Here is a 24,242-nt window from a genome sequence, read left to right as displayed (position 1 = left end):
TCGTCATGATCCGATCCAGACGCAGGATTTTTGTTGGCACGATTCTCATGGTGCTGCTAGCTGTTGCGGCAGTCATCCTTCTTGTGCGTCGGTCTGCACCGACCGCTGCCGGAACGCTTGCTGAGATCGCCCTTCGTCATCAGGGCGATACGGCTTATGAGGCGGCGAAGTGGAACGGATGGTACCGGCCGGGAAGCAACAAGTGCAACAAGGCGGTGGCGGACTGGATCGTGGATTCGGGTCATCCGAGGCCGTTCGTGCGCGGACACTTTGGCTTGATTCCGCGCGACCCGAGCGCGCATGAGTGGGCCGACCCAAAGATCGCCATCAAGGGCTGGTCAGCTCCGATGCCTCGCACCGGGGCGTTGCCGGGCGACGTCATCGCGCAGGAGCATGGACCGGTCTACGGGCACGTGGGGATTGTGGTGGGGCAGGGAATTACGGTGTCTGCTTATGGTGACATACAGCCACAAGGGTTGGTGTTGAAAAATGACTGGGGATTCCGGACGGACGTTGGAGCGAACGGGGAAAGTAGTGTAGACCCCGCCCCTACTGTGAGACGCTACACCGGAAAATGATTAGCCTTCGTAGAACTCGCTCCGCTTCCGGCTGTAGAAGAAGTAGACAAGCAGGCCGATCACGAGCCATACAAAGAATCGTACCCAGGTAATCGCGGGCAGACCAGCCATCAGCAGAATGCAGAAGAGCGTGCTGAGGATGGGAATGAGCGGGCCAAACGGGACGCGGAATCCTCTATGACGGGCGGGATCTTTGGCGCGAAGAACCATCACGCCGATGGAGACCAGCACGAACGCGAAGAGGGTGCCGATGTTCGACATCTCCGCGAAGGTGCCGACGTCGAAGAGGCCCGAGGGAATCGCGACCAGAATTCCCGCGACCCAGGTAGCGAAGGCGGGCGTACGGAACTTGGGGTGTATGCGCGAGAAGACGTCAGGCAGAAGCTTGTCGCGCGACATCGCGAACCAGACGCGGGCCTGGCCGAGCTGGAAGACGAGAATCGACGAGATCATGCCGACGATTGCGCCGAGCACGACGATCAGGCGCACCCAATGCAGGCGTCCTCCGCCCGGAGTGAGCGAGAGGCGCTTCAGCGCATTGACGACCGGAGCGCCGTCGCCTGCGACCGACTGCCAAGGCACCATGCCCGTCAGCACGGCAGCCACACCGATGTAGAGGATGGTACAGACAATCAGTGTGGCGACAATGCCAATCGGCACGTCCCGGCGTGGGTTCTTGCACTCTTCGCTGGCCGTCGAGACCGAGTCGAAGCCGATGTACGTGAAGAAGATGATCGACCCGCCCGCGAGCACGCCCGAGAAGCCGTTCGGCGAGAAGGGATGATAGTTCGATGGGTGGACGAACGACAGCCCGAAGCCGATGAACAGCAGAATCGCCGTGATCTTGACCAGCACCATGATGTTGTTAGTGCGGGCGGACTCGCGAATGCCTCGGACGAGGACGACCGTGAGCAGAAGGACGATAATGAAGGCGGGGATATCGAAGCCGAAGTGCCAGCCTTCGGGGAAGATGTCTTTACCGGCGAGGTCCTGGAGACCGAGCGGAAGATAGGCGGGCGAGAGCCACTTGGGATCGAGATGGATCCCAAGCCAGTCCATCAGGTCGACGATGTGCGCGGCGAAGCCGACACTGACGCTCATGTTGGAGAAGGCGTACTCGAGGATAAGGTCCCAGCCGATGATCCAGGCGATCAGTTCGCCGAGCGTGGCGTAGGTGTAGGTGTAGGCCGAGCCGGCGATAGGGATCATGCTGGCGAGCTCCGCATAGCAGAGGCCAGTGAGGCCGCAGACGATGGCTACAAGTACGAGCGATAGCGCCAATGCAGGACCTGCGCCGGGGCGGCCGGCGACTGCCCCGTGGTGCAGGATCAGGTCGATGATCGGCGAGCCCTTCCAGTCGGCGATCTTCGAAGGATTGCCGCCGATGGCCGTGCCGATGACGGTAAAGATGCCGGAGCCGATGACCGCGCCGATACCAAGGGCGGTGAGAGAGAGCGGGCCAAGCGTCTTGGTGAGGGCGTGCTCCGGCCGTTCCGAGTCCGAGATCAGTTTGTCGATCGACTTCGTGCGAAAGATTTGGCGGGGCAGTGGGGCGCTCCGAATATTCAGTTTTCTTTGGTATTCAGAATCTACACGAAAACAGGCGAAGCGGCGGCAGGTTTCACGCGCCACTTCGCCCGTTCCTCGGCGTAAGACTACCGCTTGCTCTTACCGCGGGCTGCCTTCTTGAGCTTCTGCTTGTTCTCGCCGCGTGCGCCTGCGCGCGGTCCCTTGGCTGGTGCTGCCTTGCGTGCTGCGCGCTTGATCTTCTTGCGCTCGAGTGTGTCGGTGATTGCCTTGGTGTTCGCCATGAAGGGTCGGGTCTCTTTATCTCTCTAAAATATTTCGGATGTGATCCGGAATGGTTGCTGGCGAGCGAAGGGCTAGAGCCGTTCGAGCTGGGCAAACTTCTCCACCAGCTTCTTCACGCCGTGCTGTTGAAATTGTACTGTAATCTTGGCGTCATCCCCATCCCCTTCGCGGCGAAAGACCATTCCTTCGCCGTATTTGGGGTGACGAACGCGCACTCCCTGCTGCAGGCCGGTCTTTCCAGTGGGTGCGGGGACGTCGAGCTTGGGGCGGGAGAACTTCTGCCCAGCCTTGAAACTGGGGACAGACTGGCCGCGCGCGGCGAAGAAGTTCGCAATATTGTCCATGGAACTGCCGCTCGGGCGACTACCCGCGGCAGCAGGCCGATTGCGGCTGCCGCTCTGGTCTTCGTCCTCGTAGCTGTAGTGGCGTTCGCCGTCTTCGTGGCTGCCTGAGCCGCTGCCGGGACGATTTCCGTAGGAGTTTCCGTAACCAGAGTTGAAACTAGGCCTCTGACCGGGACTGCCGAGGTCTTCTACCAGCCGTTGTGGAACTTCCTCAAGGAAGCGCGAGGGAACGCTGGCCTCCGGCATGTCGCTGCCGTAACGGCGGCGATAGCGGGCACGGGTCATCACGAGCGTATCCATGGCGCGGGTCATGCCGACATAGCAGAGCCGGCGCTCTTCTTCAAGACCGACGGGGTCGGTAAAGGTACGCGAGTGCGGGAAGAGCCCTTCCTCCATTCCAGTCAGAAAGACGAGCGGAAACTCCAGACCCTTCGCCGCGTGCAGCGTCATCAGCGTCACGCGAGCTTCGGCGGAGTAGCCATCGGCGTCCGAGATGAGCGCGGCGTGGTCGAGGAACTCATGCAGCGTCTCGCCGCGCTCCTGGGCGTCCTGCGCGGCGTTGGCGAGTTCCTTCAGGTTCTCGATGCGGGAGAAGCTCTCGGGCGTGGCCTCTTCTTCAAGCGCGCGAATGTAGCCGCTGCGATCATTGAGGAACTTGATCAACTCGGGCAGCGTGGCGGGATCGCCCGGAGCACGGAAAGCAGGCTTCTCGTCCGCCATAATGCGCTCAGCGGCGCGGTCCTGCGCGGAGGCGGGCTTGGAGTCCGCTGCGCTGCGCTTCAACTGTGGCTTGTTCGACTTAAGCACGACCGGAGCAAAGGGATTGAAGGATACGGCTTCCGCATCTGTAACCGGTAGAGTTGCATTTTCGGCAGCGATGGTCGAGACCTCTTCGCTAGGACCAAAGTCGAAGCCGAAATTAAAGCTGGTATCGAACGACGTGTCCGCACCGTTGCCTTCGACGGGAGGGAAGGAAGTGTCTTCGGATTCGGCTTCGACTGCACCAAACGCGGCCGGATCGAAATTTGTATTGCCCGCACCTTCCTCGCTCACATCCTGCGTCAGCTTCTCCGCGAACTCAGTGCCGAGCATCGCGCGAGCATCTTCGATGAGGCGCTTGAAGCCGGAGAGCGCAGTGAGCGCGCGGGCAGGCAACAGGCGATCTTCAATGGCGCGGCCAATCGCGTCCCACGTGCTGATGCCAGTTGTCAACGCCATGCGTTCGAGCGTCTCCATGGTCGTCTTGCCGATGCCGCGCGGTGGCGAGTTGACGACCCGGTTCAGAGCGATGGAGTCGTTCGTGTTCTGCACCAGCTTCATGTAGCTGAGGATGTCTTTGACCTCGGCGCGGTCGTAGAAGCTGAAGCCGCCGACCATGTGGTACTGGATCTGATAGCGGCGAAGCGCCTCTTCCACTAGCCGCGACTGCGAGTTGGTGCGGTACAGCACAGCGCAGCGCGGCGGCTCTTCAATGTTGCCGGATGCTTTCAGATAGGTATTGATACGGTCCGCGATGAAGAGCGCTTCGTTCTCACCATCGGGAGCTTCGTAATACCCGATGAGCGAGCCGCCCTCGCGTGCTGTCCACAGGTTCTTACCCTTGCGTTGCGTGTTCTGGGCGACGACTGCCGATGCGCCTTCGAGGATGATCTGCGTGGAACGATAGTTCTGTTCGAGCCGGATCGTCTTCGCGCCAGGGAAGTCCTTCTCGAAGTCGAGGATGTTCTTGATGTCCGCACCGCGCCAGCTATAGATCGACTGGTCTTCATCGCCGACGACGCAGATGTTATGGTGCGATCCGGCCAGCAGCTTCATCAGTTCGTACTGCGGACGATTCGTGTCCTGGTACTCATCGATCATCACGTAACGGTACTTGCGGTTGTAACGCTCACGAACCTCGCTGGAGGACTTCAGCAGTCGCACCGTCTCGAGCAGAAGATCGTCGAAGTCCAGCGCGTTCGCCTTGAACAGCTCCTTCTTGTAGATCTCGAAGATGTGCGCGATCTTCTCTTCCATCGGGTTGGTGCTGGCGAGGAAGTACTCCTGCGGGTCGATCATATGGTTCTTCGCCCAGGAGATTCGGCCCAGCGCGACACGCGGCTTCAACTGCTTGTCGTCGATGCCCAGCCGCTTCAACGCCTGCTTCACCACGGCCTGCTGATCGGTCTCGTCGTAGATAGCGAAGGTGCGGGTGAGGCCGACTCCATTCGTCCGTAGCGCCTCGATATCGCGACGCAGCACACGCACGCAGAAGCTGTGGAATGTCGCAAGGGTAGGCTTCGCCAGCGAACTGTGTCCGAGGATCTTGTCGACGCGCTCGGACATCTCCTTCGCCGCCTTGTTCGTGAAGGTGACGGCGAGGATCGCGTCGGCAGGCACGCCGCGCTCTTCAATAAGGTAGGCGATGCGATGCGTGACGACGCGGGTCTTGCCGCTGCCGGCACCAGCGAGCAGGAGCACGGGGCCATCGACCGAGCGGATGCCATCCTGCTGCTGCGGGTTCATATTTTCGAGAAGGTGAGACAAGTGTGGAACTCCAATACCTATTTTATCTGGAGACCTCATTGGCCGTTCCACCGGCGCCTGTGCTTGCCGCGCCCGGGCCGCGGTAGAGTGTCGTCGCTGGCGGCGCGATGCAATGATTCACGCACGACTCACGATAGTAAACATGCGACATAGTTGGTGCCTTGTCGCGTGTCCATTTACAGAAATCGCAGTGTCCAAAGTGTCCATTTTTGCGAATCCTTCATCACTTCGATTAAGAAGAATTGAATATCACTTTTTTACTGAAACGAGCGGAACCTATCGGAGTCTATCTGCGTAGTTCACCTCACGACCCGCCCTCTGAACCATGGCAGAGTGGCCCGCCGAACTTGAACGAAATGTCCCTATAGGGACCGGAGCCACTATGCACCTTCGCCAGATCCTCGCCACGTCCGTCACTGCGCTTGCGCTCGTCTCCACCACTGCCGTCTATGCGGCCCCCACCAGCATCTCTTCGCCCGTCCACGCTGTATTCACCAACGGCAAGATGGTCAAGATCAGCTTCCGCAACGACTCGGGATCGCAGCTTGAACTCAAGGTGGGCGACAACATCATGAAGATTCAGACTGGCGCTACGCTCTCGTTGAAACTGCCCGAAGGCACCAAGGTGCTCGCCAACACAGCGACGCCGAAGCTCACTGCCGGCAGCATAGTCACCGAGGTTGCTGCATACCTCGATGGAGCGACGCTCAGCATCCACTAAACACAGACAGATTTTGATGTGAAGCTTCATCCTGCGATACGACAGTTTCTTAGCGCTCTTGCAGGATGAAGCTTCGCCAACGGGTGATTAATTCACCAGAACCTTCACCGGAGCTTCGCGCAAACTCGCCGCGATGCTGTCCCACAGTGCGATGCGCGCAAGCAGGGCGATCTCCGCTGCCTCGGTGGCTTCCTTCCACTTCTTGCTGTCGCTGCCGCACAACTCGCTGACCATCTGCAGCGCCATAGGCCCGTGGTCTTCGCCGTCCACTTCGATGTGCCGATCGAGATACCAGCGCAGTGTCGCCAGCTTGCCGGAGAGCCGTTCGTCCTGATCGCGGATGAAGCCGCGAAACATATCCGGGATGAGGTCTTCGCGGCCGAAGGTAAAAGCCGCGGCGATCTCATGTAGCCTGCCGCGCTCGATGATGCCAAAAGTAGTCTGAACGAAGCGCTGAGCCGCATCGGGAGCGGAACTGCGCGCGAGTGCGGTAGCCCAGTCCGCACCCTCACGGAGGTGAAGGAGCAGGCTCTCGATGGCGAGCGTGCAGGCACCGCACTCCTTCATCGCTTGGATGTAAAGCTCGAAGTGGCTGATGGGCCGCGTGCCGTAGATGTCGCTCTCTTCGCCAAGCACGATCTCGTTCACCAGCCGCCGGCTGGTAGGGAAGCGGCTCGGAACCCAGGGAACATCGATGCAGGTCAGCCCGCGCTGAAGTGTCTTCAACAGCGACATAAAGTCCCACACCGCAAAGACGTGTGACTCCATGAAGAGGTGCAGGTCTTCGACGCTCTCGAAGCTTGCATAGAGCGGATGGTTCGCAAGCCGCGTGTAGAGCGGGCGCAGCCGCTCGGCGAGTGTCTGTAACTCTTCGGATTGTTCGAGAATCTGCATGTGACCAGGACCCTTTTATTTAGCCGTACAGACGGCGCACTGGCACTGCCGCCGCAAGTACTCCCATGAATAGATACCGCTCTCGTGCCCGTCGCTCCACTTGAATCGCAAGGCATATTTACCTACTGGAGAAACCTCCAGTGGTTTTATCGGGGCCTCATACATCGGCAGCAAAGTCTGTGGTTTCGGCTTGGGAATCCCGGGCGCACGGCCAGAGGCGTCGCGCTCCTCGTGGCACGTTGCGCAGGGACAGCCATGGCGCAGCCAGAAGAAGCTCCAGGTGCTGGTGTGGCCATCACGCCAATCAATCTCCATGCCCGTGCCTTCGGACTTCTTGACGCGAACCTTCACCGGCGTAACCGCGTCGGGCGCAAGCTTTACCTGCTCCTGCGCGGCCTCGCGCTCAACCTCGGTTGCGTTGAGGATGCGAATTCCTTCGTGACTCATGCCTGCCTCCAGAAGAAGTATCCTGCCATCAGCACGCCGGTGGCGACAACGATGAGCCGAAGTACATCGGGGTTCAACTTGCGCGCGTACTGTGCTCCAAGATAGCCGCCAACGCCGCAGGTGACCATCGAGATCAGGCAGTACTTCCAGATCACCGCTCCGCTGACGATGAAGGTAATGACCGCGCAAAGGTTCGACAGGCACGCCGCTAGCACCTTCATCGAGTTCAGCGAACGCATATCTTCAATGCCGAAGAGCGCAAGCGCGCTCATGATGAGAAAGCCCGCGCCGGCTCCGAAGTATCCGATGTAGAAGCAGACCGGCAGCAGCACACAGAAGAGAGGCAGCAGGGCCGGCGTAGCGTCGCGATCATGCTCGGTCCTAGCGGCGAGGGCCTTTGACTCTGCGCGGACCCGCAGCCACTTCGAGACGGGTCCGCTGATGCCGAAGAGCAGGGAAGCGACCAGCAGCAGCCACGGCACCATGTGCAGGAAGGTGACCTGCTCGGTCTTGAGCAGCACGACTGCGCCGCTGACTCCACCGAGGATCGAAGACACGATCACTACCGGTAGTAGGTCCTTGCGAAGATCCTCACGCAGCGCAGCGACAGAGGTCAACTGCCCCGGCCACAGCGCGACCGTGTTCGTGGCGTTGGCCTGGATCGGAGCTACTCCCATCGCCAGCATCGCGGGGAAGGAGACGAACGATCCGCCGCCCGCCATGGCATTCATCACACCCGCGAGGAACGAAGCGACGACCAGCCACGCGTAGTGGAGATGAACTGTAAGGTCAGAAAACATTCATCTCCTATTGTAGTCGCGCGAACGTGGCCACATCAGGGCAGCTGCGGTGTCGCAGCGATCAGCTCCTGCGTATAGCTCTCGCTCGGATGCTCGCAGATGTCCAGCACATCGCCGATCTCCACCAGCCTGCCCTTTTGCATCACCGCGACGCGGTCGCAGAGATAGCGCACCAGGGGCATGGAGTGGGAGATGAAGAGGTAAGTCAGGCCGTGATCGCGCTGCAGGTCACGAAGCAGGTTGACGACCTGGGCTCCGACAAGCACGTCGAGCGCGCTCACCGGCTCGTCGAGCACCAGGAACTCCGGCCGCAGCGCGAGCGCTCGGGCGATGTTGATGCGCTGCCGCTGACCTCCGCTGAACTGGTGCGGATAGCGGGTGAGCGCAGCGGCATCGAGGCCCACCGTGGTCAGCATCTCGTTCAGCCGCGCTTCGAGACCGCCTTCAGGCCGCTGCTTGTGGATCGCAAACGGCTCGGCGAGGATCTGGCGGACAGACATGCGGGGATTGAGCGCGGCGTAAGGATCCTGGAAGACGATCTGCATGCGGCGCCGCAGGAGGCGTAGATCGTGACGGCTGGCGGCGAGCACATCCTGCCCCGCGAAGCGAACCGAGCCCGAGGTCGGCTCGATAAGGCGAAGGATCATGCGGGCGACGGTGCTCTTGCCCGAGCCTGACTCGCCGACGAGGCCGAGGGTCTCACCGCGGCGGATGCTGAACGAGACATCGTCGACCACGCGAGCAGCGCCGCCGGGACGAGGGTATTCTTTGGTCAGCCCGGTGGCGCAAATCAGCTCTACGGGCAAAGAATCGGACATAGCCGGATACTAGCATCGCAAGAGGATGAATGAGCTTACAGAGACTGCAAGGGAAGACCGCGCTTGTGACAGGAGCAAGCGCAGGGATCGGTCGTGCAACGGCGCTGCTGCTGGCCCACGAGGGCGCGAACGTGGTCATAACGGCCCGACGCGAAGAGCGGCTGGCAGAGCTCTGCGCGGAGATCGATGCAGCGGGTGGCAGGATGGTGTTTCATGCTGGTGACGCCGGTGATGAGGCCACTGCGCTTGCCTCGATCAAGCTCGCGGTGGAGACCTTTGGCGGCCTCGATATCCTCATCAACAACGCTGGTGTAGGCAGCTACAAAAATCTCATCGATACGCCCGTTGAGGAGTTCGACGCGATGATGGCGGCCAATGTGCGCTCGGGCTTCGTCTTCTCGCGCCACGCTGCGCCGCTGATGATCGAGCAGCAGAGCGGGACGATTCTGTTCATCTCATCGGTCGCTGGCCTCACGGGCGTTGGTGGCGAGTCGGTCTATTCTGCGACGAAGTTCGCGCAAGTAGGCTTCAGTCAGGCGCTTGATGCGGAGCTGCGCAAGCACAAGATCAAGGTAGGTGTGATCTGCCCGGGTGGAGTGAAGAGCGAGTTTGGGCTTGGGCGCGGGCGCACAGAGGAGTTCATTCGCAACTCGCACATGATGGAGCCGGAGGAGGTCGCCGAGGCGATTGTCTTCGCCTGCATCCAGCCAGCGAATGTGCGAATTCCGCAGATGCTGGTTCGCCATATGGGCTAGGTCGAGGGATCGTCTTCGGTCAATTCCAGGCGACTCAGAAACTCCTGATCTTTGCGCGTCAGATCGGCCTTCGCGAGCAGGTCGGGGCGGTTGCGAAGGGTTTTGGAAAGCGCCATTTCGCGCCGCCACTTGCGGATGGCGGAGTGGTCGCCTTGCTGCAGGACCTCGGGCACTCCGAGGCCCAGGAACTCCGCTGGCCGGGTGTAGTGCGGGTAGTCGAGGAGGCCTCCGGAGAGATGGGTCGAGTCGGGCACGCCGTCAGCGGTGAGTGCGCCTTTCTCCGGCGCAGCCTCTGTCCCGAAGCTTTCGTTTCGAGCGGAGTCGGGGTTGCCGAGCACGCCGGGCAAGAGCCGCACGACGGAGTCGAGAATGACGGCGGCAGCAAGTTCGCCGCCTGACAAGATGTAGTCGCCGATGGAGAGTTCGCGGTCACAGAGCAGGGTGTTGATGCGCTCGTCGATGCCCTCGTAGCGGCCGCAGAGGAAGACGACGCGCTCGGTGGCGGCGAGTTCATGAGCGATCGTCTGCGTGAAGGGTTGGCCCTGCGCGGATAGCAGAATGACCGTCTCTCTCGCGGTGTCGCGCGTGGGCTTGGGTGCGATGCCGAGCGTCTGGAAGCAGTCGTGGATGGGTTCGGGCTTCAGCACCATGCCTTCGCCGCCGCCGAAGGGCCGGTCGTCGACCGTGCGATGGCGGTCATGCGTGAAGGCGCGGAGATCGTGGGTGCGAACATCAACAATCCCGGTGGCGATAGCGCGCTTCAGCACGCCGTGGTCGAGCGGGCCGTTGAAAAACGCGGGGAAGATAGTAAGGATGTCGAAGCGCACAAAGTACAGGGTACAGGGTGTAGGGAATAGGGTGTAGCCAGCTTTTCTTGAACTCTATCCCCTAAGAGCTACAACCTGCCTTTTTGGCGGAGTAGGATCTCCGAATGAGTTTATTTTTCGCAATCGGATCACCGGAGATGGAGATCTCGCCCGCCGAGGCCAAGGCAAATCTCTTCGAAGCTCTGAAGAAGCTGGGCGAGCGCAAGAGGGTGCTTGCCGTACCGCCGGACTTTACCCGCTTCCACTCAAAAGCTGGCGAATTCACCGAGTATGCCTGGCAGTTTTACGGCGACGCGTTGACCGACGTGCTACCAGCTCTCGGCACCCACAAGGCGATGAGCGACCACGAGATTGCCACTATGTTTGGAGCGACGCCGCGCGATCTCTTCCGCGTCCACGACTGGCGCAATGATGTCGTCACCCTCGGTGAGGTGCCGAGCGAGTTCATGCTTGAGGTGAGCGAGGGCAAGCTCGACTACACCTGGCCGGCTCAGGTGAACAAGCTGATCCGAGACGGCGGCCACGACCTCATTCTCTCCATCGGACAGGTTGTCCCGCACGAGGTCGTCGGCATGGCCAATGGCAATAAAAATATCTTCGTCGGCACGGGCGGCTCCGTTGGGATCCATCGTTCGCACTTTCTCGGAGCGGTCTACGGCATGGAGCGCATGATGGGCCGCGCGGAGACGCCCGTGCGGCGCGTGTTGAACTACGCCAGCGAGCACTTCGCGAAGCAGCTTCCCATCGTCTACGTGCAGACCGTCGTGGCGAAGAATGCCAAGGGCGAGTTGGTCCTGCGAGGCATGTTCGTCGGCGACGACGCGGAGTGCTTCGAACGCGCTGCGGAGCTTAGCCTGGAATGCAACTTCCTGATGCTTGACCGCGAGATTCACAAGGCGGTGGTCTTTCTCGATCCACACGAGTTCAAGAGCACGTGGCTAGGCAACAAGAGCGTCTATCGCACGCGCATGGCGCTGGCCGATGGAGCTGAGCTGATTGTTCTCGCGCCGGGAGTGCATGAGTTCGGCGAAGACAAGGCGATCGACGTTCTGATCCGCAAGTACGGCTACTGCGGAACACCCGCAACGCTCGAGTATGTGAAGAGCGACCCGCAGCTCGCCGCAAATCTGAGCGCCGCCGCCCACCTGATTCACGGCTCAAGCGAAGGCCGATTCACGATTCGCTACTGCCCTGGCGGCCTGACGCGCGAAGAGGTCGAGAGCGTCCACTTCGAGTACGGCGATCTCGCGGAGACGACCGCGAAGTATGATCCCGCGATCTTGAAAGATGGGTGGAACACAGTCGGAGACGAAGAGATCTTCTTTATTTCCAACCCCGGCCTAGGACTGTGGGCGTATCGCGGCAGGTTCGGCGATTAACCGCAGCCTCAAAGCGATGTTCCAGGGCACGGTCTTTCTTGGAGCGTTCCTGCTCTTCCTCGTCGAGCCGATGGCCGCCAAAGAGTTGCTGCCCGTCTTCGGCGGCTCATCCGCCGTCTGGATGACCTGCCTTGTCTTCTTCCAAACGGCTCTATTGGCTGGATATCTGTACGCTCACCTGCTGGCTCGCGATGTCGCCGGAAGACGTTGGCCGCGAGCCCACTGGGTGCTGCTTGCTCTAGCGGTAGCCTGCGCGGGACTGTGGGCGAGTGGTCGGGAGCCATGGGCGGTCAGTGCGTCACATCCTGCGGCGAGCCTCTGTGCTCGGCTCACGCTCTCCATCGGCCTGCCGTTTGTGGCGCTGGCCTCGACGAGTCCTCTGCTCCAGGTATGGCTGCTGCGAATCGAGACCGGCACCGTCCCCTATCGACTTTACGGCCTATCGAACATAGGATCGCTGCTCGCGCTTGCCTTGTATCCCAGCGTGATCGAACCGAATCTCTCGCTACGGCTTCAACGCATCACGTGGGTCGCAGGCTTTGCAGCATTCGGTTCAATCTCCGCATGGCTTGCATGGCGAACCGCCGCAACCCCGTTCCCCATTGATCGCGCCTTAGCCTCACGCGATGAGTGGGTATCCGTCGGCCACTCCGGCCCTTCTGCACCTGCATCGACCGCTCGTGCAAAGCTGCTCTGGCTCCTGCTGCCGATGGCTGGAGCGATGCAGCTAAGCGCCGTGACCGAACACATGACGGCGAACGTCGCGGCCATCCCTCTGCTCTGGATTCTTCCGCTGGCGACGTATCTGCTGACCTTCGTGATCGCGTTTCAAGGCTCACGCTGGCTGCCGCGAACTCGTTTGCTGGGCGTGCTCGCAGTGTTGCTCTACGCGCTCGGCAACTTCCTTACGCGACCGGAGTTTCGCGTCCCCATTGCCTTAAGCATCGGGCTGTTTCTCGCAGAGTTGCTCGCAGCCTGCCTGGTCTGTCACACGGAGCTCTACCGCCTGCGTCCAGCCGGCGCAGCCGAGGCCACCCGCTTCTATCTCACGATGGCCGCTGGTGGAGCTGCCGGATCGTTCCTGGTCGCTGTCGTCGCGCCGATGGTCTTTGCTGGCAACTACGACCTCTCTTTGACGTTCGCCGCAACTGCGGCAGTAGTGCTTGCCGTGCGCTGGCAGGATGGCTGGAAGCAGCGGCTGCTGTGGGGCGCGGTCTCTGTGGCCCTCGCCTGGTTCTGCGTGACGCTTACAACGAGGTACTCGCAGAGCGTTCTGACCAGTGAGCGCAACTTCTATGGCAGCCTGCGTGTGAAGAGCGACGCAAGCGAAATGGGTGACACCATGCGCACGCTGATGCACGGCAGCATCGTGCATGGCACGCAGATCTTTTCGGACAACCTGATGCAGGTGCCAACCACCTACTATGCACCGGACTCAGGCATCGGCCTCGCCCTTGCCTCGTGTTGCGGCGACCGCGCACAAAAGATCGGCGTTATCGGCTTAGGCATTGGAACGATCGCCGCTTATGGCCGCCCCGGCGACAGCATCCGCTTCTACGAGATCAACCCCGCCGTCCGGCCCATCGCAGAGAACTGGTTCACCTACCTGCGGCAGTCGAAGGCGAAGCTCGCCTTTACCGAAGGCGACGCGCGAGCATCCCTGGCGCACGAACCTCCGCAGGGCTTCGATGTCCTCGCCATCGACGCCTTCTCCGGCGACGCCATCCCGCTTCACCTCCTAACGGTCGAGGCGATGACGATCTATCGTCGCCACCTCGCGCCCGGAGGCGTACTCGCCTTCCACATCTCGAACCAGTATGTCGATCTGGAACCGGAGCTGGCCGTACTCGCAAACGCGTCCGGTATGCAGGGTAGGCGGATCACTTCAATGGCCGTTGAGCCGCGCGGCGAATTTCAGGCCAGCTGGATTCTGCTGACCGAGAGCCCGTCTCTCTTCGCCAAGCCGGAGTTGGCACCCGCGGTTCCACTGAAGGATGTCAAAGGATTGAAGGCGTGGACGGACGATGCCTCAAGCCTGCTTCGCCTGGTGCGATGGTAGCGAGTGGCTACTTGAATGGGATAGGAACTTCGACATAGCCGCCCGGCAGGCTTGCGTTCACTGCGGCGGCGATCTCGGTAAGACACAGGCGAACCTGTGGCCATTGCGAATTGCCGAGCACGACTAGAGCGATCTTGCGCTGTGAGAGGTTCTGCTGGTATCGGATGTTCTTGTCGGTGCTGAGGAGCACGTCGTAACCGGCATCTTCGGCCTGTTGAATGAGCTGGCCGTTTTCCAACTCGTGCCAGCCGATCTGGCGGGCAAAAGCGATCTCGTGGCCGATGAGACTGCGGGCGATTGGCTTCGGCGTGCCGTTGTCGAAGGGCACCTTCATCAGCCGTGTGCTGGCGCTTTCGTGAGGCTTTGGGCGGCAAAGCGCAGCACAGATCGGACTTCTTCAGCCGTCACATCGAAGACTTCGGTGATCTCATCGACGGACATTCCGGCCTCGAGGTTTTCGAAGACGGTCTGGACAGGCATACGCGTTCCGCGAAAGACCCACGCCCCGCTGACCTTGCCGGGAATGCTTTCTACAGCGGAGCATTGTGACCAGTCCATGTTCGGCATGTTTCAAGTCCTCAATGTCATTTTAGACCTTGCGTAGGTCAAGTTTGTATCTGCGGAGGTCACAAACCCGAAAGGGACATATTTCGCTAAAAAGAAATGGGCTGGGGTGAAATCAGATACTCCGACGCATTGGTGCGGTATAAATCTCGAATGAATTTGAGTGTAGATGGGACAAATTCGTCTGTGTCTACGTCGAACTTGCAGAGGTTTCCAATCAGACATGCCTGCCAGCAGATTGGAAGGTAGACGAACGTATCCGGATCACTCAGAAAAGTTTCACGACTGTTGCGAGGGCCAGCGCTACTCACAGGATGATCGCAAGTAATGACCGGATCTGTCGTAGACCTCGTATATCTGAGGCACCAGTGAAAATTTAACGTCCAAGCAGGCCCTTTAAGAATTTCTTCCCTCATCTGGACGATCGCCCGATTGCGAATCCATGTTTCGGACATGGGTGCTGCTTCCATCGATTCCAGCGTGATCTTATTTGGCCCGGGGCCAACCGACTTTACTGTCCAACCTCTCAAGGCCCTGTTATCGACTTCCTTCTGGGCCAAGAACAGCGGCGACCGCGCCCGGATCATATCCATAAAAGAGAGAAGGAAATCGAGGTCCTCTCGCCAGTTCTTGAATTCATCGGCGATGAGCTTATCTCTGACCAGCAGAAAATTCCTTTCAAGGCTAGCAAAGGTCTTGTCAGGAGATATCAACTCAGTCGATTCATTTGCATAGTCGTAGAATCCCTAAGCGTAGCCAACTTGCCGAGTGCTTTTTTCGGTCCATGATCCTGCGTGCATATCAAAATGCCAAAGAGGTTTGTTCCTATCCTTACGGACAGGATCAATGAACCCGCGCAGGTAGCCTTGTGGCAGATAGTGGTCACGGCGCTTCGTCGTTTTTTGCAAGTGGGCCATCTGGAAAATAGTCTAGCGCCAAAGCCAACGGCCAGAGGAGTGATCCTCTGGCCATTCCTGTTTCTCGATGCGAGAGTTGAAGGAGCTAGTTAGCGATCGAAGCCTCAGCCGCTTCCACCGTCTTCTCCGATGCCTTGGCGGCAGCCAGTTCAGCAAGCTGCTGCTTCTTCAAGATGGCGGTGTTTTGTCCCAGTTCGTCTGCCATCTTCTCCGTGGTGAAGGTCTCGATGATGTCGCCCACGCGGATGTCCTTGTGGCCAGCCAGATCGATACCGCACTCCACGCCGTCGCGGACTTCCGAGACGTCATCCTTGAAGCGCTTGAGCGAGGAGATCTTGCCCTTCCAGATCTCTACGCCATCGCGCATCAGGCGTGCCTGAGAGCTGCGCTTGATGATGCCGTCGGTCACGCGGCAGCCGGCGATCTGGCCGACCTTCGTGATCTTGAAGACGTTGAGCACCTCGGCGCGGCCAGCGTAATTCTCCTTGAAGACCGGTTCGAGCAGGCCGTACATCGCCTTGGTGATCTCATCCTGCAGCTCGTAGATGATCGAGTGGAGACGAATCTCGACGTTCTCGCGCTCAGCCACTTCCGCGGACTTGCGGTCGGGCCGGACGTTGAAGCCGATGATGACAGCGTTCGAGGCAGACGCGAGCAGCACGTCGGACTCGGTGATAGCGCCGACACCGGAGTGGAGGACGCGAACGCGAACCTTCTCGGTGGACATGCGCTGGAGCGAATCGGCCAGAACTTCGACCGAGCCCTGCACGTCGCCCTTGAGGATCAGGTTCAGGTCCTTCATGCCGGCCTGCTTGATCTGTTCGGCGAGGCCTTCGAGCGAGACGCGCGAGGACTTCGCAAGCTGGGCTTCGCGTTCCTTCATCTTGCGGTACTGCGCAATGCCCTTGGCCTTGTCGCGGTCCGCCATAACGAGGAAGGTATCGCCCGCGTCTGGCATGCCTTCGAGACCGAGGATCTCGACCGGCGTTGACGGACCAGCTTCGGTGACAGGACGACCGCGATCGTCGAACATGGCGCGGATCTTACCGAAGGTGTTGCCGACGATGTAGCTGTCGCCAAGCTTCAGGGTTCCGTTCTGTACGAGGATCGATGCGACTGCACCGCGACCGCGATCAAGCTTGGCTTCGATGACCGTACCGACTGCGGGACGCTCAGGCTGTGCCTTCTGCTCGTTGGTGTCGGCGACGTAGCAGATCATCTCTTCGAGAGCGTCGAGGTTAAGGCGCTTCTTCGCGGAGACTTCCACGTACTCGACATCGCCACCCCAGCCTGTAAGCTGGAGGCCGCGCTCGCCAAGCTGCTGCTTGATCTTGTCGGGCTGCGCTTCGGGCTTGTCGATCTTGTTGATGGCCACGATGATCGGCACGTTCGCCGCCTTCGCGTGGTCGATGGCTTCAAGGGTCTGCGGCATGACTCCGTCATCAGCTGCGACGACGACCACAACGATGTCCGTAACCTTGGCTCCGCGAGCACGCATGCGGGTGAAGGCCTCGTGACCAGGGGTGTCGAGGAAGACGATCTCGCGACCGAACGCTGGGCTGTCCGGCTTGGTGATCTTCACCTTGTAGGCACCGATGTGCTGGGTGATGCCTCCAGCTTCGCCGGCGGCTACGTCGGTGGAGCGGATGGCGTCGAGCAGCGAGGTCTTACCGTGGTCGACGTGACCCATGACGGTGACGACAGGCGAGCGGACGACCTCGACCATGCCGGTCGTGTCTTCGAGCAGACCTTCGATGGCCTCGTTCTCAAGCTGTTCTTCGACCGAGATGACGGTCGCATCGGCACCGAACTGACGCGCCACTTCCTTGACGAGTTCACCATCGAGCGACTGGTTGACGGTGACGAAGACGCCCTTCATCAACAGGACAGCGATGAGATCCTTACCGCGAACGTCGAGCTTTTCGGCGAGGTCCTTGACCGAGATGCCTTCGGTGACGGTGATGGTCTTGGTGATCGGCAGAGGCTCGCGGGAGAAGCTCTGGCCGCCGTAACGCGGTGGCGGCTGGAAGCCCTTCATCGGGCCTTCCTTCACCTTCTCGTAGCGCTGGCCTCCACGACGCTGGCCAGGACGCGCGGCAGGGCGCATGCCCTCGCCTGGACCGGGCATCGGGGAGCCAGGAGCTCCGCCAGGACGCGCACCCATTCCGGGACGCGGGGGGAAGCCGGGACGTCCACCAGGAGCACCGCCAGGGGTGAAGCCGGGGCGTGGGGCTCCGCCAGGGCCGGCAAAGCCTGGGCGGGTAGGGTGCATGGGGCGGCGAGCGCCGGGGGCGATGCCCGGTCCACCAGGACCGCCCATGGGGCCGCTGCTAGGACGCGGTCCGGAGAAGTTGCCAGGGCCGCTGCCGGGACGAGGACGCTCGAAGATCGGACGGTTACGCGGGGGAGCGCCTGGAACCGGCGGCGGCGCCGTGTAAATGGGCCGGGGTCCGGTCTGCGGCATGATGACGCGACGCGGAGCAGGGCCGGGAGGCGGCGGAGGTGTGGTTGGCGCGGGCGCTGCCGCTTCGGGCGCGGGCGCAGCTTCGACCGGAGCCGCGCTTGCTTCCGGGGCGGCAGGAGTAGCAGCAACCGGCGCAACCACCGGGGGCGCTACCGCGACAGGAGCCACAGGAGCGGCCGGCTTTGCCACCGCGGGAGTCTCGGAGACAGGTGCAGTTACGGTCGGCGCGGCCGGAGGTGCGACAGGCGGCGCGGCAACGACTACCGGGCGAACTGGTGCAGCAGTTGCTGCCGGCGCGGCTCCTGTAACAGGTGGCCGGGCGACGACAACCGTTCCGGCAGGCGGGCGGCTGGCGATCGCTGGAGCGGCAGAAGGTGCCGGAGAGATGATGCGCGCTCCCTGGTTAGGCAGAGGGACGATGCGGCGCGGGGCGGGCGCTTCCGGAGCAGGCGGTGCGGGCGGACGCGAAGCGACGGGCGCGGGAGGTTGAACCACGACTGCAGGGCGAACGGGTGCCGGTGCCGTTGTTGCGGCACTTGCGGCAGGTCCGGCTACGACGACAGGGCCGCGAGCTGGTGGAGCAGCCTTGGCTGCGGCCTCGGCGTTGCGGCGCTCTAGGATCGCCTTCAGAGCGTCACCGGGCTTCGAGACGCCGCGTAAGTCAAACGCAGGCTTCGCCGGCGGGGCAGACTTCGGCGAGCTGCTACGGCCGCCGTTTTTGAAGTATTCGCGAACCCGCTCTGCCTGACCAGGATCGATGGAACTGGAGTGCGTCTTTCCGGACACGCCGATTGCTTCAAGCGCGTCCAGAATCGGCTTGCTCTTTACTTCTAGTTCTCTTGCAAGATCGTTAATTCGAACCTTCGTCATCCGTCCCTTTTCGCTCCCCTGCGCCGCTTAGCTGCTCATATCAGCCCCGTCGTGGAAAGAATATGGTGCATTCTCTATTATCCCTGAAATCGCGGCATCGCGAACCAGGCAATCCATGTGTGCGTGGCGAAAACTGCTAACCACGGTCGTTCCCGTCGATGCCCTCATCCGAGACTTCCTGGCTTTCGTTCACCAGCTCGTCGGTGGCATCGTTCTCCAGCTCAATCCGTGCCTCGCGATTGTCGGCGTCAGAGTAGCCGTCGTTCGCGGAGTTGAGATCTTCAATCTCGGCCAATTCCTCAGCGGAGAGGTTTGCTACCTCTTCCACGTCGCCGGTGCCTACTCGTTCAGCCAAAACTTCTTCGGGCGTCTTCGTCTCGGTATCGCTTGCCAAAGTGTCCTCCTCTACAGCTTCAACTTCTGATGCTGCAGCCTCGATAACGGCTACCTGCTCGCCTTCCACCGGAGCGACGACCGGGCGTGCCTCGCCCTCTTCGTACTGGCCGAAGTAGTGGCGAACAGCGACAGAAATCTTCTCGACCGTCTTTTCGCCGATGCCCGGAACCTCTTCCAACTGCTCCGGAGTCATGTCGGCCAGCTCTTCGACCGTCGTAATTCCAGCGGCAATAAGCTTCTCGAGGATGGTCTCGCCCAGCTCGGTGATCTGCTCGACCGGCGTGGTCGGGCCACCGCCCATGGCGTGCATCTGCTGCTCGACCTCCTGGCGCTTCTCTTCCTCGCTCTTGATGTCGATCTTCCACTGCAGCAGCTTGGCGGCGAGACGAACGTTCTGGCCCTTCTTGCCGATCGCCAGCGAAAGCTGGGTGTCGTCCACGATCACTTCGATCTGCTTGTCCGCGAGATCGACGATGGAGACGCGGGCGACCTTCGCCGGTTGCAGCGCCTTCTCCGCGAACGTGGTGATCTCTTCCGAGAACTCGATGATGTCGATCTTCTCGCCGCGCAGCTCGCGAATGATCGACTGCACGCGCATGCCCTTCATGCCGACGCAGGCGCCGACCGGGTCGACGTCCTTATCGCGCGACATCACAGCGATCTTGGTGCGCTCACCCGCCTCGCGCGCAATCGCACGAATGGTGACAGTCCCGTCGTAGATCTCGGGAACTTCGCTCTGGAAGAGGTTCTGCACCAGTGCGGGAGCGGCGCGGGAGACGATCACCTGCGGTCCCTTGGCTGCGCGATCAACGCGCAGCAGAACCACGCGAACGCGCTCGCCCACAGAGAATTGCTCCAGCCGCGACTGCTCGCGCTTCGGCATGCGGGCCTCGGCCTTACCGAGGTCGAAGATCACGTCCATCGGCTCTAGGCGCTTCACGGTCGCGTTCAGGACCTCGCCCGCGCGGTGGTTGTACTCGAGGAACACGGTGTCGCGCTCAGCCTCGCGCACCTTCTGGAAGATGACCTGCTTCGCCATCTGCGCGGCAATGCGGCCGAGCGGCGTGGTGTCCTTGTAGAAGCGGAGTTCGCCGCCTACCTCAACCTCGGGTGCGAGTTCGCGGGCCTGTTCGAGGGGAATCTGATTGACCTCGTCCTCGACCTGTTCGGGCGTCTCGACGACCGTCTTGAAGACATAGGCGCGGATTTCGCCCGTCTCCTTGTCCATCTCGCCGCGCATGTTCTCCTGCGTCTTGTAGTACTTGCGCGTGGCCAGGGCGATGGCGTCTTCAACAGCTCCAACCACGACTGCAGGCTCGATGCCCTTATCGCGGCTCAACGTCTCGATCGATTGGTAGAGAACACTTGCCATTTTCTTTTCGTCCTTCTCGGCTGCAGCATTGCTGTTGCAGCGGTGCTATTCAATTGTCTTTCCGCACCAACTTGCCTGTGCGAACTCTTCTCACTCTGTGTCAATACTTTGTGCCCCATGCATCGCAGCTTCATCGCGATGCATGGGACCCGGTAAGAAATCTCACGCGGCCCATAGGCAGCCAGCACGCCTTACTAAATCTCAGCGACTAAATTCGCCTTCTCAACATTGGCAAACGCGATCGTCACCGTCTGCTCCTCAGCGGCCTTCGATGCGGCCGCCTTCTTGGCCTTACCCTTCTGCTTCACCGCCGACAGATCAATCGTCAGCTCTCCATCCTTGAAACTCGTCAGCCTGCCCAGCCAGTGCCGATTGCTGTTGACTGCCGTAAACGTCTGCAGCTTGATCAGACTCCCGCAGAATCTGGCAAACTCCTCAGGCTTCGAGAGCTTCCGCTCCAAACCAGGCGAGGAGACCTCAAGCGTGTACTCCGCCCCGGGAATCAGGTCTTCCACGTCGAGCACGGTGCCAAAGTCGCGAGCAAACACCTCGCAATCTTCATGCGTCACGCCCGAAAGCCTCTCCACCGGAACTCCGCTGGGCAGGGAAGCGAGCTCTTCCGGAGCTTCCCCGGACGCTGCGATCTCCGCCAGCTTTGCCCGGGCTTCCGCATCTTTCTCGATAAAGATGCGGAGGGTGCGGAACTTCGTTCCGCCCGAAAACTCGACCTCAACCACCTCCAGGTGGTGCGAGGCCGCGATGCGCTCGGCAAGTGCCCGGATTTGGTCTACCTGTACTGCCATAGTCTCTCGGTGTTGATTTTGTTGCACTTATGCTGCGCGTCGCTGGAGATTGGAAACGCTTTTTGGAGCAAATAAAAAGTGGGCTTTGGCCCACTCATCCCCTCCGTCATTTTCCCGGTGCGCTCACGAGTCGTACTACGACGGAACAAATTCGTCTGCAACCACGAGTGTACATCCATCTGCACCCAGGGTTCAAGCGGGCGTACCGAGTCTGCTGAGACGGGCAGGTGGCAACGGAAGATCTGCCGCCGCCCCGAGTATCAGTTATCGCTCAGGACATCGTAGTTGTAGTTCACCAACAGTCGTTTTGCGGGCGAAGGCAGCTTTCCTAATTTGACCGTCGTGTCGAGCGTCTTGTTCCCCTTCATGGAGACATTGAAGAGGCGGCTGATCTTGCCGTTCCCGAGGTCGATGTAGACCGGAACCAGCATGTGAAAGTCGTCCGTCACGTTGCTCTGCGTCAGTTTCAGGTGGACTGCATCCGCATCGCCATTTTTCGTGAACTCCGACGAGATGTCGTAGTGCGGAAGCGCTGTTCCATAGACATAAGCATTGAAGAACCAGTCGAGGCGCTTGTTTCCATCAATGTCCATCTGGCGCGGCATGCTCCGTTCCAGCGTCGCCTTGAAGTCTTCCGTTGTGGCGGCGCGGTTCTTATATGTACTCACGAATTCGTGGAGCGACTTCTTTAACGGCTCTTCTTTCGCCTCCGGGGTCCAATAAAGCATTTCGAGCATGTGCAGGACGTAGGCACCCTTGGAGTAGACAAGCATCGAGTAGATGTTTTCGCCGGACTTTTCATTGTTGAGCCGATATCCCATGGTGATGGCACCAGCGTCGATGGGACGAACGCCGTTCGCATTCTTGTCAAGGATGCGGTGCCGCTGAAGCGACCAGTACTCGCGGTAACTCTTCATGTCCGGTTCGGTATACAGCAGGTAGAGGGAGGCGGAGAAGTTTGCAAAACCCTCGCTCATCCACTGGTCGCGGTAACTGGAAAAGCCGACTGTTTGTCCCCACCACTGGTGGGCGACTTCGTGCGGCAGCACCGTAGTCCAGTAAGTGCGGTCGCTTTGTAGCAGGCCGAGGTCCTCGAGGATCGTCGTGTCCCAGAAGGCGCAGGTTGGAAGATAGACCAGCATCGGCCAACTCTGTCCGTAGTTGCAGGCGGTCTGCTGGGTCAGCGCCACATGGTTGTAAGGAAGGGGCCCGAAGAAGTTTGTGTAGATGTCAACGGCAGTGTCGGCCTGCTGGACCGTCTGTTTGAGTGCCACCGTGGTGCTCATCGACCCAAGAATTCCCGACTTTTCAAAGCGTTTTGCCCATTCGGGAATCGAATTGTTCGCATAAGCTTCAATCCCTACTCCGGTAGCGCTCTTCGAATCGACTTCCTTGAATTCGCCGAGATTGAATCCCGCCACGGCGATGGGAGCATCCGTCTGCCAGACCGAGACTGCCGATGCTCCCTTGTCGTCCGCAGAGACGCGCTCCCCGGTGGCGACGGCCACGACGCCCTTCGGGACGTGAAAGGTCATATGAAAGTTGGAGTAGCCTCCGAGACCTTCGGAGCCGTTCGGATACCAGCTCTCCCGCGCATCTCCGGCAGGATAGTAGTTTCCCTCGCCTTCGGAGTAAACCACGTCTTTCCCGCTGTAGTCAGTACGGATAGAGATGGACTTCCCCTGTGCCAGCGGCTCCGCAAGCTGGATGGAGAACTGCGGGTCGTCCTCCGGCCCTTCCTGGATGAAGTCGAGCGGAACGCCGGTCGGCCCATAGACTCCGCTGACACGCAGCTTACGATGCAGGTTCAGCGGAACTAGAAGCACCTTTTCATGCTGCGCGGTGAAGGTCGTGATTGCGGAGGCGGAGAGTTTGCCCGTTTTATCGATGGTGACATCCAGCGTCTGGTCGGTTACATGGATCTGGTTACCGTAAAGCCTGGGTTCGGGGGGCGTAGCGGGGTCGAACGCGGCCCACACCTCGAAGTCGGTGTTGGTGTAGGTCGCGAGTTCGACCTGCTCCGGTGAAGCGGCGGGAGCTCCCTGCGGATCGACCATGTAAAGAATGCTGCGGCCGAAGAGACCTGAGCCTTTGAACGACGCAAGGAAGAGGCCGCCAGGCTTGTCTGAGAGGACGTCCTGGAGAATGCGTGCGTCGAGATTGAGGTTGATCTTCTTGCGAAATGCCTTCACCAGCCCAGCGGCCGCGCCATCGGCCGTGGAGTTGCGCCCGGCGGCGGCACCCGTAGCGGCCTTGCGCAGCTCTTCCGCGGTGCTGTCGGTGAAGCGGAGAACGAGGCTATAAAAGTCCTGGTTCATGTCATTCGACTTGGTAAGCCGCGACAGGCTCTTCTGTTCCGCCGCGGTGGGTGGCAGCAGATGGAATGACCCTTCGCCGAGGAAGACGGCCCCGGTAATGTGCCCATTCACCGGCGGGTAGAGGTAGACAGTGCCCTTGCGTAGCGTCAATTCTCCTGCATCGCGCTTCAGGGTTACACCCTCTACGTTGAACGCATCGCCGTCGGCGGAGATCGAGCGCAGCGTCTGGTAGTTCGGCGAGGAGTTTGCAGGTCGTGCCCCTGCGATCGGCTTGATCTCCGGGACTGGGTGCATGGTATCGGCGCGGATAAGAGCGGGTGTGGCAGATAGGCCCAAAAGGCAAAGAACGGCAAACAAGGTCTTGAAGCTCAGCATGACGGAGTCTCCGTTGGAATGGGTGAATAGTATTCACTTCTTGCGACCCGAGCAACGGAAATCCTATTCCTTGATGTTTCTCGCCCGCGCACCCGGCGGGGGACTCGAAGATACGATCGCGGGGTGGGTTTGCTGGATCTGGACGCGGCGATCTGGCCGTCATTCGCGTTCTGTAACCTTCCGGTGGTTTCATCGTGGCGTGA

Annotated in this window: 20 protein-coding genes; 5 read left to right on the top strand and 15 right to left on the bottom strand. The window is 60.5% G+C overall.

The window, feature by feature from the left end; genetic code table 11:
- Positions 1-5: 5 nt before the first annotated feature.
- Positions 6-578, top strand: a complete 573-nt coding sequence (locus tag OHL18_RS18635; RefSeq protein ID WP_263376379.1) for a hypothetical protein — start codon at positions 6-8, stop codon at positions 576-578.
- Here the strand turns inward: OHL18_RS18635 and OHL18_RS18630 are convergent, their stop codons facing one another.
- The 3 genes from OHL18_RS18630 to OHL18_RS18620 all read right to left on the bottom strand — a co-directional run bounded on the left by OHL18_RS18630 (position 579) and on the right by OHL18_RS18620 (position 5,260).
- Positions 579-2,087 carry an amino acid permease gene (locus OHL18_RS18630; RefSeq protein WP_396274901.1) on the bottom strand — a complete coding sequence of 503 codons (1,509 nt, stop codon included), beginning with the start codon at positions 2,085-2,087 and terminating at the stop codon, positions 579-581.
- 146 nt (positions 2,088-2,233) lie between these two features.
- Positions 2,234-2,389 (bottom strand): hypothetical protein, encoded by a 156-nt coding sequence (locus OHL18_RS18625; protein ID WP_263376378.1) that lies wholly within the window; start codon positions 2,387-2,389, stop codon positions 2,234-2,236.
- A 72-nt stretch (positions 2,390-2,461) separates the two neighbouring features.
- Positions 2,462-5,260, bottom strand: a complete 2,799-nt coding sequence (locus tag OHL18_RS18620; RefSeq protein WP_263376377.1) for an ATP-dependent helicase — start codon at positions 5,258-5,260, stop codon at positions 2,462-2,464.
- Positions 5,261-5,642: 382 nt separating this feature from the next.
- Here OHL18_RS18620 and OHL18_RS18615 point away from each other — a divergent pair, with 382 nt between their 5' ends.
- Positions 5,643-5,981: a hypothetical protein gene (locus OHL18_RS18615; protein ID WP_263376376.1), complete on the top strand. Its 339-nt coding sequence runs from the start codon at positions 5,643-5,645 to the stop codon at positions 5,979-5,981.
- Between the two features lie 87 nt (positions 5,982-6,068).
- On the opposite strand, the gene OHL18_RS18610 is transcribed toward OHL18_RS18615, so the two are convergent.
- From OHL18_RS18610 to OHL18_RS18595, 4 genes are read right to left on the bottom strand one after another with little or no spacing between them, the layout of a single operon-like run.
- Positions 6,069-6,875: a DUF3050 domain-containing protein gene (locus OHL18_RS18610; RefSeq protein WP_263376375.1), complete on the bottom strand. Its 807-nt coding sequence runs from the start codon at positions 6,873-6,875 to the stop codon at positions 6,069-6,071.
- Positions 6,876-6,890: 15 nt separating this feature from the next.
- Positions 6,891-7,322 (bottom strand): DUF971 domain-containing protein, encoded by a 432-nt coding sequence (locus OHL18_RS18605; RefSeq protein WP_263376374.1) that lies wholly within the window; start codon positions 7,320-7,322, stop codon positions 6,891-6,893.
- Positions 7,319-8,122, bottom strand: coding sequence for a sulfite exporter TauE/SafE family protein (locus OHL18_RS18600; RefSeq protein WP_263376373.1), 804 nt, complete (start codon positions 8,120-8,122; stop codon positions 7,319-7,321). The genes OHL18_RS18605 and OHL18_RS18600 overlap by 4 nt, the downstream gene beginning before the upstream one ends.
- A gap of 35 nt (positions 8,123-8,157) precedes the next feature.
- On the bottom strand, positions 8,158-8,940 hold the full coding sequence (locus OHL18_RS18595; protein ID WP_263376372.1) for an ATP-binding cassette domain-containing protein: 783 nt from the start codon (positions 8,938-8,940) through the stop codon (positions 8,158-8,160).
- 29 nt (positions 8,941-8,969) lie between these two features.
- On the opposite strand from OHL18_RS18595, the gene OHL18_RS18590 reads away from it, so the two are divergent.
- The gene (locus OHL18_RS18590) at positions 8,970-9,695 is read left to right on the top strand and encodes an SDR family oxidoreductase (RefSeq protein WP_263376371.1); all 726 of its coding nucleotides are present in this window, start codon (positions 8,970-8,972) and stop codon (positions 9,693-9,695) included.
- On the opposite strand, the gene trmD is transcribed toward OHL18_RS18590, so the two are convergent.
- Positions 9,692-10,522, bottom strand: coding sequence for a tRNA (guanosine(37)-N1)-methyltransferase TrmD (trmD, locus tag OHL18_RS18585; RefSeq protein ID WP_263376370.1), 831 nt, complete (start codon positions 10,520-10,522; stop codon positions 9,692-9,694). The genes OHL18_RS18590 and trmD overlap by 4 nt on opposite strands.
- Before the next feature lie 104 nt (positions 10,523-10,626).
- Here trmD and OHL18_RS18580 point away from each other — a divergent pair, with 104 nt between their 5' ends.
- Both OHL18_RS18580 and OHL18_RS18575 read left to right on the top strand, forming a co-directional pair.
- Positions 10,627-11,901 carry a lactate racemase domain-containing protein gene (locus OHL18_RS18580; protein WP_263376369.1) on the top strand — a complete coding sequence of 425 codons (1,275 nt, stop codon included), beginning with the start codon at positions 10,627-10,629 and terminating at the stop codon, positions 11,899-11,901.
- Between the two features lie 16 nt (positions 11,902-11,917).
- Positions 11,918-13,960: a fused MFS/spermidine synthase gene (locus OHL18_RS18575; RefSeq protein WP_263376368.1), complete on the top strand. Its 2,043-nt coding sequence runs from the start codon at positions 11,918-11,920 to the stop codon at positions 13,958-13,960.
- A 7-nt stretch (positions 13,961-13,967) separates the two neighbouring features.
- Here the strand turns inward: OHL18_RS18575 and OHL18_RS18570 are convergent, their stop codons facing one another.
- The 7 genes from OHL18_RS18570 to OHL18_RS18540 all read right to left on the bottom strand — a co-directional run bounded on the left by OHL18_RS18570 (position 13,968) and on the right by OHL18_RS18540 (position 24,039).
- Positions 13,968-14,294, bottom strand: a complete 327-nt coding sequence (locus tag OHL18_RS18570) for a hypothetical protein (protein WP_263376367.1) — start codon at positions 14,292-14,294, stop codon at positions 13,968-13,970.
- Complete coding sequence (locus OHL18_RS18565) at positions 14,294-14,527, bottom strand: DUF433 domain-containing protein (RefSeq protein WP_263376366.1); 234 nt, start codon at positions 14,525-14,527, stop codon at positions 14,294-14,296. Before OHL18_RS18565 ends, OHL18_RS18570 begins: the two co-directional genes overlap by 1 nt.
- Positions 14,528-14,613: 86 nt before the next feature.
- Positions 14,614-15,237, bottom strand: coding sequence for a DUF4238 domain-containing protein (locus OHL18_RS18560; protein WP_263376365.1), 624 nt, complete (start codon positions 15,235-15,237; stop codon positions 14,614-14,616).
- A 289-nt stretch (positions 15,238-15,526) separates the two neighbouring features.
- Positions 15,527-18,775, bottom strand: coding sequence for a translation initiation factor IF-2 (gene infB, locus OHL18_RS18555; protein ID WP_263376364.1), 3,249 nt, complete (start codon positions 18,773-18,775; stop codon positions 15,527-15,529).
- Positions 18,776-18,911: 136 nt separating this feature from the next.
- Entirely contained in the window at positions 18,912-20,543 is a 1,632-nt protein-coding gene (gene nusA, locus OHL18_RS18550) for a transcription termination factor NusA (protein ID WP_263376363.1), read from the bottom strand.
- A gap of 194 nt (positions 20,544-20,737) precedes the next feature.
- Complete coding sequence (locus OHL18_RS18545) at positions 20,738-21,346, bottom strand: ribosome maturation factor RimP (protein ID WP_263376362.1); 609 nt, start codon at positions 21,344-21,346, stop codon at positions 20,738-20,740.
- A gap of 260 nt (positions 21,347-21,606) precedes the next feature.
- Complete coding sequence (locus tag OHL18_RS18540; protein WP_263376361.1) at positions 21,607-24,039, bottom strand: M1 family metallopeptidase; 2,433 nt, start codon at positions 24,037-24,039, stop codon at positions 21,607-21,609.
- Positions 24,040-24,242 lie beyond the last annotated feature (203 nt).

Origin of the sequence: Granulicella aggregans (genome assembly GCF_025685565.1) — a bacterium.
Taxonomy (GTDB): domain Bacteria; phylum Acidobacteriota; class Terriglobia; order Terriglobales; family Acidobacteriaceae; genus Edaphobacter; species Edaphobacter aggregans_B.
This window is presented reverse-complemented; position numbering and strand designations above follow the sequence as displayed.